General features: G+C 61.8%; 9 protein-coding genes. 5 read left to right on the top strand and 4 right to left on the bottom strand.

Annotation, left to right across the window (positions count from 1 at the left end):
• The 3 genes from APH42_RS27360 to APH42_RS27370 form a co-directional block, all read right to left on the bottom strand.
• A partial coding sequence (locus APH42_RS27360; RefSeq protein WP_305728949.1) for a T6SS effector BTH_I2691 family protein occupies positions 1–1057 on the bottom strand: 1057 nt, incomplete at its 3' end.
• A gap of 142 nt (positions 1058–1199) precedes the next feature.
• Entirely contained in the window at positions 1200–2603 is a 1404-nt protein-coding gene (locus APH42_RS27365) for an amino acid permease (RefSeq protein WP_060494637.1), read from the bottom strand.
• Positions 2604–2679: 76 nt separating this feature from the next.
• The gene (locus tag APH42_RS27370; protein ID WP_060494638.1) at positions 2680–3711 is read right to left on the bottom strand and encodes a histone deacetylase family protein; all 1032 of its coding nucleotides are present in this window, start codon (positions 3709–3711) and stop codon (positions 2680–2682) included.
• Positions 3712–3835: 124 nt separating this feature from the next.
• On the opposite strand from APH42_RS27370, the gene APH42_RS27375 reads away from it, so the two are divergent.
• Entirely contained in the window at positions 3836–4318 is a 483-nt protein-coding gene (locus APH42_RS27375; RefSeq protein WP_060494639.1) for an Lrp/AsnC family transcriptional regulator, read from the top strand.
• A gap of 38 nt (positions 4319–4356) precedes the next feature.
• On the opposite strand, the gene APH42_RS27380 is transcribed toward APH42_RS27375, so the two are convergent.
• A complete protein-coding gene (locus APH42_RS27380; RefSeq protein WP_012271847.1) occupies positions 4357–5268 on the bottom strand; it encodes a LysR substrate-binding domain-containing protein in 912 nt (303 codons plus the stop codon).
• Positions 5269–5365: 97 nt separating this feature from the next.
• Here APH42_RS27380 and APH42_RS27385 point away from each other — a divergent pair, with 97 nt between their 5' ends.
• The 4 genes from APH42_RS27385 to APH42_RS27400 form a co-directional block, all read left to right on the top strand.
• A complete protein-coding gene (locus tag APH42_RS27385; RefSeq protein WP_060494640.1) occupies positions 5366–6457 on the top strand; it encodes a tartrate dehydrogenase in 1092 nt (363 codons plus the stop codon).
• 194 nt (positions 6458–6651) lie between these two features.
• Positions 6652–8250: a BCCT family transporter gene (locus tag APH42_RS27390; protein ID WP_012271845.1), complete on the top strand. Its 1599-nt coding sequence runs from the start codon at positions 6652–6654 to the stop codon at positions 8248–8250.
• A 120-nt stretch (positions 8251–8370) separates the two neighbouring features.
• Entirely contained in the window at positions 8371–9492 is a 1122-nt protein-coding gene (locus APH42_RS27395; protein WP_012271844.1) for an aromatic ring-hydroxylating dioxygenase subunit alpha, read from the top strand.
• Positions 9493–9570: 78 nt separating this feature from the next.
• Positions 9571–10368, top strand: a 798-nt coding sequence (locus APH42_RS27400; protein WP_060494641.1) for a ferredoxin reductase, incomplete at its 3' end; no start/stop codon positions are given.

The following is a 10368-nucleotide window of genomic DNA, read 5'->3' on the forward strand; positions in this document are numbered from 1 at the left end:
GGAACTCGGCTTCCTGCTGGTCGTACTCGGCCTGGAACGCCGCCCGTTGCGGTTCGTGGTAGCGCTCTTCAAGCCGCTCGTCACTTTCCAGCTGCGCACGCTCGACCAGGCGCTGACGCTCTACTGCCGGATCCACGAACACCGGAGGCCCGTCGCCGGTCATTGGCTCCAACGACGGTATTTTCTGTGCCGCCCACTGCCGGTGCGTCGCGCGAATGTTCTGCAGAATTTGTGAAGTCTGCAGTTGATACGCCCGCATGGGCTCTTCGCGCCAGACTTGACGCTTCACCACCCAGTTCAGTCGTTGATGGTTGTACTCCTGAATCAAGCCAACGGTGTCGTCGAGCACCACCGCCAGCACACCGCTCTCCAGCTTGTGCCGGTTCATCGCGTTGACCAGGTACCCCTTCAGTGCAAACCGGCGCAGCCAGCGGGTGTGAAAGCCATGCGCACTGTCGAACGGCGAACACCCGTGCTGCGCGTACTCGAACACCTCCTTGTCGATTTGCAGGTTGTCAGGCGTCATGGCGAAGCCCAGCAATTCGGGGTTGTTGCGCGCCTGAGTCAGGTCCAAACCCTCAAAGCGATGCGCAGGTGCCGTGCCGCGTTTGTAGGCATTCAGCACGCTCACCGGCCAAGGGTCGCTCGAAAAGGCCAGCCAGGCGCTGCCATAGCGGTCGGTATCGATGTTCAGGAAAGATGAGGGAATGTCGTGGTTTTCATTCACGCACTTTTCGGGGAGTGGTGCGGGCAGGCCGTCGGAAGGTTCATAGGGGTTGAAGCGGCGCAGGTGGCCCTGCTCGCTGACTTCGTAGGCATGCCAGACCTGTTGGTCCAGCAGCACGTACAGGTAGCCCATGCGCAAGGTGCGCAGGCCCATTTTCGTCGAAACATGTAGGCTGCCGGCAACAGTGGTGACACAACCAGGACGTGCATCCGGCACTAAGGCGCGGCGCAGTGGCAGAATCGGCAGGCCTTGCCGCTCGCAGGACATGCACTGGTCGTGCGGCAGCCCGGCTTCGGCTACCGCAATGGCGATACGTTGGCTAAGGGGCATAAGCGACCTCGCGTAGAAAGGGACCCTGATGGTCCCTGAACCCTAACGAGGAATCGCTTGCCGGAGGCTCAGTGGGCTTCCTAAAAACCTGTAGGAAACTTCTCTAAATCAACCACTGGACGGTCACGCCACTGTCGGCTCATTAATTGTGCTCACGGCGACGATGGTAAGCCACCAGCAAAAACACGAACCACAACGGCATCACGCATAGCGCCAACCGGGTATCCGGCTGCAGCGCCAGCAGCACCAGCACAAAGCCGAGAAAGCCCAAGGTCGTGACTGCCATCGGCACCCCGCCCGGCAACTTGAACAGCGAGGCGTCGTGCGCAGCTGGGTTGCGTCTGCGATAAGCCAGGTACGCAGCAAGGATCATCGACCAGGTGAAGATCACCAAAATCGCCGACACCGTCGAGATCAGCGTGAACACGGTCATCACCTCGGGAATGATGAACAGCAAGCTCAACCCGATCAACATGCACACCCCGGAAAACACCAGGCTGTACACCGGCACGCTCAGTGCCGAAAGCCTGGCGAACAGGGCCGGTGCGTTACGCCGCTCGGCCAGGCCGAACAACATCCGGCAACCCGAGTACACCCCACTGTTGGCCGATGACGCAGCTGACGTCAGCACCACGAAATTGATCATGCCCGCCGCCGCCGGAAAACCCGCCAGCAGGAACAGTTCGACGAAGGGGCTGCGGTTGGCCGGCACTTCGGCCCACGACACCACGCTGATGATGCACACCAGCGCCAGGATGTAGAACAGCAGGATGCGCAGCGGGATGGTGTTGATCGCCTTGGGCAGCGAGCGATGCGGGTTCTTGGCCTCGGCGGCGGTGGTGCCGATCAGTTCGGTACCGGCGAAAGAAAACACGGCAATCTGGAACCCGGCAAAGAAACCGCTGATGCCATGGGGCAGCACCGCACCCGGCGCGACCACGTTGGACAGCGAGGCGACCACACCATTGGGCGAGGTATAAGAGGTAGCGATCATCACCGCCGCCGTGATGATCAACAGCACGATGGCGACGATCTTGATGATACCGAACCAGAACTCCACCTCGCCGAATATGCGCACCGCCAGCAGGTTCAACCCCAGCAGCACGAACAGGGTGAAGAACGCGGGTAGCCAGGCCGGTGCATCGGGGTACCAATACTGAAAGAACCCCGCCACCACGACCACGTCGCCGACCACCGCCACGCTCCAGCTCAGCCAGTACGACCAGCTCAGCACAAAGCCGGCGCGCGGGCCCAGGTAATGGGCAACGATGTCGGCGAACGACTTGAAGCGCAGGTCGGACAACAGCAGCTCGCCCATGGCGCGCATCACGAAGAAGACGAAGAACCCGAGGATGGCGTAGACCAGAAGGATCGAGGTGCCGGACAGCGCGATCACCTTGCCCGAGCCCATGAACAGGCCGGTGCCGATGGCGCCTCCGATGGAAATCAGCTGGATGTGGCGGTTTTCCAGCGTGCGTTGCAGGTGCCCGTCACGGGCGGGCTCTGCCGGTTTGCTTTGCTCAAGGCTTGCGGACATGTCTTGCATGGGCGACCTCTTGTTATTGTTGGTCTGGCTAGTCGTGCTGTGCCGTGGCCAGCGTAGCCACGGCTTGTCGCGGGGCTTACCGCGCGCTTTCGAAGCCTTGCAGGGTGTTCACCGCGTTGATGCCGATCTCATCGACCATGTAGCCGCCTTCCATCACGAACAGGGTCGGGATGCCAGCACTGGCGATCTCGGCGCCCATGCGCAGGAAGTCTTCACTGGTGAGTTTGAAATGGCTGATCGGGTCGTCCTCGAAGGTGTCGACGCCAAGCGACACCACCAGGTATTCGGGCCGATGCGCAACGATGCGCTTGAGCGCGTCCTGCAGGGCCAGCTGGTACTGCGCCCAGCGCGTGCCTTTGCCCAGCGGGTAGTTGACGTTGAAGCCTTCGCCTGCCCCCACACCCCGCTCATGGGCGTAGCCGGAAAAGTACGGGTAGGACACGTGAGGGTCACCATGCAGGGAGGCAAACAGCACATCGGGGCGATCGTAGAAGATGTTCTGCGTGCCGTTGCCGTGGTGGAAGTCCACGTCCAGCACGGCCACACGCTTGGCGCCCTGGCTCAGGCAGCGCTCGGCGGCGATGGCAGCGTTGTTCAGGTAGCAATAGCCGCCCATGTATTCACGCGCCGCATGGTGCCCAGGCGGGCGGCACAGGGCGAAGGCACTGTCGGCACCGTCGATGATGCGCTGCATGCCGGTCAGGGCAACGTTGGCGCTGCTGCGTACCGCCTCCCAGGTGCCAGCGGTGATCGGCGCGCCGGCGTCCATGGCGTAGAAACCAAGCTTGCCGTCGATGAAGCCGGGCTCACGGTCGATGGCCAGGTCACGCACCGGCCACACCAGCGGCAGCGCGTCGTGGGTCTTGCCGGTGGCGGCCCATTCCTGCCAGGCGTTTTCCAGGAAGCTCACATAGCGTTCGCTGTGCGCTGCCACGTAGCAGGCACGGTCGAACGCCTGCTCGGCGATGACATCGCCCAGGCCGGTGCCGAGCACCCGGGCCAGCACGGTGTCGGCACGCTGGGGGTTTTCAAACGATGGCGTTATCGTGCCGTCCTTGAGTTCCGAGCCATGGTGCAAGCGGTGGTTGTTGCTAAAGACTGTCAGCACGCGAATGTCCTTTTTCAAGGGAGTTACCGGGTAACCAATTTTCGCGAGAGACCGCTGGAAATGCTTTGCTTTATGCTCAGCCAAACCGGATTCTTTAGCAAAGTATTCACAGGACCATCAAGCCATGAGCAAAGCTTTTGCTATCGAAGAATTGGACGAGACCGATCGCGAGCTGCTGCGCCTGTTGCAGGCGGACGGCACCCTTTCGAGCGCGGCACTGGGCGAACGCCTGTCGATGACCGTGACACCCTGCTGGCGTCGGCGCAAAAAGCTGGAAGAGCTGGGCATCATCAAGGATTACCAGGCCAACCTCGACCGCAGGAAATTGGGGTACGACGTGATGGCATTTGCCCAGGTGCGCTTTGGCAACCACTCGGCCAATGCGCCGGACGAGTTCGAGCAGGTGATTCTGAAGCTGCCGCAGGTGCTGTCCTGCCACAAGGTAACCGGTGAGGCTGACTATGTGCTGACCGTGCTGGCGACCGACCTGGAGAGCTATGGGCGGTTTGTGGAAGAGGTGTTGCGCCGGCAGCCGGGGATTGCCTCGATCCAGTCCAGCCTGGCGTTGCGCGAAGTGAAAGCGGTTTCGCGTGTACCCGTACCCTGAAGGCCGCTCCTATACAAAGCGCGCGTCAGGGCCAGTGTCTACTCTGGCAAGCTATACCGCTCGGCAAAGTACTGCCGGAAAAAGTCCACCGCCACCCGCACCTTGGCCGAACTGGCCAATGGTGAGGTGTACACCGCCCAGATATCCGCTGGCTGGTGATAGTCCTCCAGCACCTGGACCAGGCGCCCATCCTGCAGGCTGTCGTGCACATCCCACCACGAGCGCAGCAAGATCCCGCGCCCGTCCAGGCACCACTGGTGCGCCACTTCGCCATGGTTGGTCGACAAGCCGCCGGTTACCCGCACGCCTTCCTCACCGTCCGGCCCCATCAACTGCCACACGCCAAACGGGTGATCACGTTCCTTGATCACCAGGCAGTCATGGCTGGCCAGTTCGCCCAGCACCTTGGGCGTACCGCGCCGGGCCAGGTAAGCCGGCGCCGCGCACAGTACCCGGCGGTTACGCGCCAGCGGCTTGGCGATCAGGTTGGGCGCAATGGCGTTGCCCACGCGGATGTCCAGGTCGACGCCTTCGGCAATCAGGTCCACCAGCCGGTCGTGCACGTCCAGGCGAATGTCCAGGCGCGGGTAACGCTCGGCCAGCTCCGACAAGGCCGGCGCCACGAAGCGGCGGCCCAGGCCAAGGCTGCTGGCAATGCGCAATTGCCCGGCCGGCTCACGGTGCTGGGCACTGATGTCATCGCCCATGCGCTGCACCGCATCGAATATCTGCAGCGCCCACTGATACACCCGCTCACCCTCCTCGCTCACCGTCACCCGCCGGGTGGTACGGTGCAGCAGGCGTACTTCCAGGGTTTGCTCAAGCATGCGGATGCGCTTGCTGATGTACGCCGCCGACATGCCCAGCTCGTCCGCGACGGCGGCAAAGCTGGCGCGCTTGGCCACCTGAAGGAAGATATTGAGGTCGTCGAGGCTGGGCAGATTATTCACGTATCGTGTTCCAAGAATCCATGATTGGCCAGATTATCTCCGGATGAAGCCCTTATAGCATAACCAGCACCTGTTCCCTGGATAACGAGTGCACCCCATGAGCAAGACTTTCAGAATTGCGGCAATCCCCGGCGATGGCATCGGCAACGAAGTACTGCCTGAAGGCATTCGTGTAGTCGAGGCCGCTGCGCGCAAGCATGGCCTGGACATCAGCTTCGAGTTCTTCGAGTGGGCCAGCTGCGACTATTACCTGGCCCACGGCAAGATGATGCCGGACGACTGGTTCGAACAGCTCAAGGGCTTCGATGCCCTGTACTTCGGTGCTGTGGGCTGGCCAGACAAGGTGCCGGACCACATCTCGCTGTGGGGTTCGCTGCTCAAGTTCCGTCGCGACTTCGACCAATACGTGAACATCCGCCCAGTGCGCCTGTTCCCTGGCGTGCCTTGCCCGCTGGCAGGTCGTGAACCAGGTGACATCGACTTCGTGGTCATCCGCGAGAATACCGAGGGCGAATATTCGTCGCTGGGTGGGCGCATGTTCGAAGGCACCGAAAACGAGTTCGTGCTGCAGGAATCGGTGTTCACCCGTCGCGGCGTCGACCGCATTCTCAAGTACGCCTTCGACGTGGCCCAGACCCGCGAGCGCAAGCACCTCACCTCGGCCACCAAGTCCAACGGCATGGCCGTGAGCATGCCGTACTGGGACGAGCGCACCGCTGCGATGGCTGCCAATTATCCGGAAATCAGCTGGGACAAACAGCATATCGATATCCTCTGCGCGCGCTTCGTGCTGCAGCCGGACCGCTTTGACGTGGTGGTGGCTTCGAACCTGTTCGGCGACATCCTCTCCGACCTCGGCCCGGCCTGCGCCGGCACCATCGGCATCGCGCCATCGGCCAACCTCAACCCCGAACGCAAGTTCCCGTCGCTGTTCGAACCCGTGCACGGCTCGGCACCGGACATCTACGGCAAGAACATCGCCAACCCGATCGCGATGATCTGGTCGGGTGCGCTGATGCTCGACTTCCTTGGCAACGACGGCGCCGACCCACGCTACCGCGCCGCCCACGACGACATCCTCAAGGCCATCGAGCAGGTCATCGCCGCCGGTGATGTCACCCGCGACATGGGTGGGCAGCAGTCCACCCAGCAAGTTGGCCAGGCCATCACCGCGCTGGTCGAAGCCTGACGCACAGGGGCCGATTGTCAGAAGTGTCTGACAATCGGCCCCTTGCCTCTTGCTAGCGGCGCAGATTGTATGCAGAATCTGTTAACCATTAGATATTAGTAAACTAAAGGTTAACAACCACGGAAGGAGTTGTACCGCTACACCCCGGATGCCTGCCGGGTATGACAAGTACGCCAACGTCCCAGGAGACGATGATGTCGCACAAGAATAAAAAGATTGATGTGTTCCTGATTACCGTGAGCCTGATTGCCGTGCTGCTCACCGTGATCGGCCTTGCAGCCTTCCCCGCCCAGGCTGAAAGCGCCGCCAACCAGTTGTTCGAGCTGTCCACCCGCACCTTCGGTACCAGCGTGCAGGTGCTGGTGTTCGCCAGTACCCTGGCGGTGCTGTACCTGGCTTTCAGCAAATACGGCAACATCCGCCTGGGCAGTGGCAAGCCTGAATACGCCACCGCCACCTGGGTGTTCATGTTCATCTGTGCCGGCATGGGGTCCTCGACCCTGTACTGGGGCGTGATGGAATGGGCCTACTACTATCAGACCCCAGGCCTGAACATCGCCGCCGCCACCCCCAAGGCGCTGGAGTACAGCGTGGGCTACTCGTTCTTCCACTGGGGCATAAGCGCCTGGTCGATCTACGCCTTGGCTTCGCTGGCCATGGCCTACCACTTCCATGTCCGCAAGAAGAGCGGCCTGAACCTGGCTTCGATTATCGAAGCGGTGACGGGTTTCAAGGCCACCGGGCCAGTAGGCCGTACTGTCGACCTGATCTTCCTGCTGACCATGATGGGCGCCCTGACCGTATCGCTGGCCCTCACTGCCTCTACCCTGACGCGCGGCCTGCATGACCTGACCGGCACCCCGGATACCTTCACCGTGCAATTGATGGTGATCGGCGGCGTGGCGGTGATGTTCTCGCTCAGCTCCTACATCGGCATCGATGGCGGCCTGCAGCGCCTGAGCAAGATGGTGTGCATCGGCGCGCTGGTGTTTGCCGCTGTCGTCCTGCTGGTCGGCCCAACCCAGTTCACCCTCAACAACACCGCCAACTCGATTGGCCTGATGATCCAGAACTACGTGCACATGAGCCTGTTCACCGACCCGGCCGGCGACGGTGCCTTCACCCGCAACTGGACGGTGTTCTACTGGCTGTGGTGGGTGTCGTACGCCCCGGGCGTAGCCATGTTCGTCACCCGCGTTTCGCGCGGCCGGCAGATCAAGGAAGTGGTCCTGGCCCTGCTGCTGGGCGGCAGCTTCGGTTGCTGGTTCTTCTTCGGCGCACTGGAAAGCTACAGCATGCACCAGTTCATCACCGGCGCGGTGGACGTACCGAAGATGCTGGCCGAGCAAGGTGGTGAATCGGCTGTAACCCACCTGCTGCTGGCGTTGCCGTGGGGCCAAGTGTTCCTTGGCGTGTACCTGTTCATCATGGCCATCTTCTGCGCTTCGCACATGGATGCCGCAGCCTACGCGGTGGCAGCCACCAGCACTCGCAACCTGCGTGAAGGTGACGACCCGACGCCGACCCACCGCCTGTTCTGGTGTGTGGTATTGACCCTGGTGCCGTTGGCCATGCTGTTCGCCAAGGCTTCGCTGTCGACCATGAAGACTGCCGTGGTGCTGACCGCAATCCCGTTCATGGTGATTCTGCTGGTGAAGATCTACGGCTTCCTCAAGTGGATGGTCGCTGACTACGGCCAGGTACCGGCCCACATCATCGAAGAAGAGGCTGCACGGATGGCCGGTGAACAACCTGCCGAGCATGCACCGCGCAGCGCTGCTGCCGTGCATTGATGAAATCAAAGGGGCCGCACTGCGGCCCCTTTGAAGGGTTGCAAATTTTTTTGCCTGATCTGTTAACCAACAGATACGCGTTAACCAACAACTAAAAACCGAGCTTGTGAGAAACCTGTCATGAACGACTTCAAACGCCTGCCCGCCGATTTCTGCGCAAACGCCGACGAGGCCTTCACCATCCCGGCCAATTTCTACACCAAGGCCGCAGTGTTCGAACACGAGAAAGAAGCCATCTTCGCCCGCAGCTGGATCTGCGTGGGCCACCGCAGCGAAGTGGCAGACAACAATGCCTACATCACCCGCGAAGTAATTGGCGAAAGCATCATCGTCGTGCGCGGCCGTGACAGCGTGCTGCGTGCGTTCTACAACGTCTGCCCGCACCGTGGCCACCAGTTGCTCAGCGGCAGCGGCAAAGCCAAGAACGTCATCACCTGCCCATACCACGCCTGGACCTTCAAGCTCGACGGCGAACTGGCCCACGCCCGCAACTGCGACAACGTGGTGAACTTCGACAAAGAGAACTCCACCCTGGTGCAGCTGCGCGTAGAGGAATATGCCGGCTTCATCTTCATCAACATGGACATGGACGCAGGCTCTGTCGAAGACCAGTTGCCAGGCCTGCAAACGCGCATGCGCGAAGCCTGCGCGGTGATCGACGACCTGCACCTGGCAGCACGCTTCGTCAGCGACACCCCTGCCAACTGGAAGTCGATCGTCGACAACTACCTCGAGTGCTACCACTGCGCCCCGGCGCACCCAGGCTTCTCCGACTCGGTCGACGTCGGCCAGTACAGCCACACCATGCACGGTAACTGGACCCTGCAATATGGCCTGGCCAAGCCTTCGGAACAGTCGTTCAAGTTCGACGAAAACGTGAAGGACCCGTCGTTCGCCGGCTTCTGGGCCTGGCCGTGCACCATGTTCAACGTGCCGCCAGGGGCCAACTTCATGACCGTGATCTACGAGTTCCCGGTCGATGCCGAAACCACCCTGCAACACTACGACATCTACTTCCTCAACAAGGACATCACCGAGGAACAGCAGAAGCTGATCGACTGGTACCGCGAAGTGTTCCGCCCAGAAGACCTGCGCCTGGTCGAAAGCGTGCAGAAGGGCCTCAAGTCGCGAGGCTACCGTGGCCAGGGCCGCATCATGGCCGACCGCGAACGCAGCGGTATGAGCGAGCACGGCATTGCCCACTTCCACAACCTGATCGCCGTGGCCCACCTCGACGATTGATGGCAACCGCTCCACGTTTTTTTGCACGTAAAGGTGCGCGGCAGGGCCTGCCGCGCGCCCAGGCAGTCGAGGTGAACCATGGCCAACACTTATGAAATGTTCAGCGTCCGCGTAACCGACGTGGAACAAGCCACGCCGCTGATCAAGCGCTTTACCCTGGCCCGCGAAGACGGCGCGGCGATGCCCGCCTTCACCGGCGGCAGCCATGTCATCGTGCAGATGCAAGGCGCCGACGGCAGCCAGTTCAGCAACGCCTACTCGCTGATGAGCGACCCGCGCGACACCCGCAGCTACCAGATCGGCGTGCGCCTGGAGGAGCAGTCCAAAGGCGGCTCGGCGTTCATGCACCAGCAGGTGGAGGTCGGCACTCGCCTGACCATCTCCTCGCCCAACAACTTGTTCGCCCTCGACCCTTCGGCTGGCCGTCACGTGCTGATTGCCGGCGGCATCGGCATCACCCCGTTCCTGGCGCAATTGCACGAGCTGGAAGGCGGCAGCACCGACTACGAGCTGCACTATGCCTTCCGTGCGCCAGAGCACGGTGCGTTCCAGGACCAGTTGGCCAACGGCCCGCACGCTGCCAACACGCAATTCTACATCGACAGCCTCGACCGCAAGCTTGACCTGGCCGCCTTGTGCGCGGGGCTGGACGCGCAAGCGCACCTGTACGTCTGCGGCCCCAAACCGCTGATCGATGCGGTCATCGCCTGCGCAGCCCAAGCCGGCATCGCCGAACAGCGCGTGCATTGGGAACAGTTCGCCGCCACCCCGGTCACCGGCAGTGCCTTTACCGTGGTGTTGGCGCAGTCGGGTGTGGAGTTGCAAGTGGAAGAAGGCATGACCATTCTGCAGGCCATCGAGAAGTCCAAGGCCGCC

The sequence above is a fragment of the Pseudomonas sp. NBRC 111140 genome (assembly GCF_001320885.1).
Taxonomy (GTDB): Bacteria; Pseudomonadota; Gammaproteobacteria; order Pseudomonadales; family Pseudomonadaceae; genus Aquipseudomonas; species Aquipseudomonas putida_P.

Excerpts from the sequence above, each read along its gene's own strand:
- APH42_RS27365 (WP_060494637.1), bottom strand. The coding sequence starts at position 2,603 with ATGCAAGACATGTCCGCAAGCCTTGAGCAAAGCAAACCGGCAGAGCCC.
- APH42_RS27375 (WP_060494639.1), top strand. The coding sequence starts at position 3,836 with ATGAGCAAAGCTTTTGCTATCGAAGAATTGGACGAGACCGATCGCGAG.
- APH42_RS27385 (WP_060494640.1), top strand. The coding sequence starts at position 5,366 with ATGAGCAAGACTTTCAGAATTGCGGCAATCCCCGGCGATGGCATCGGC.
- APH42_RS27390 (WP_012271845.1), top strand. The coding sequence starts at position 6,652 with ATGTCGCACAAGAATAAAAAGATTGATGTGTTCCTGATTACCGTGAGC.
- APH42_RS27395 (WP_012271844.1), top strand. The coding sequence starts at position 8,371 with ATGAACGACTTCAAACGCCTGCCCGCCGATTTCTGCGCAAACGCCGAC.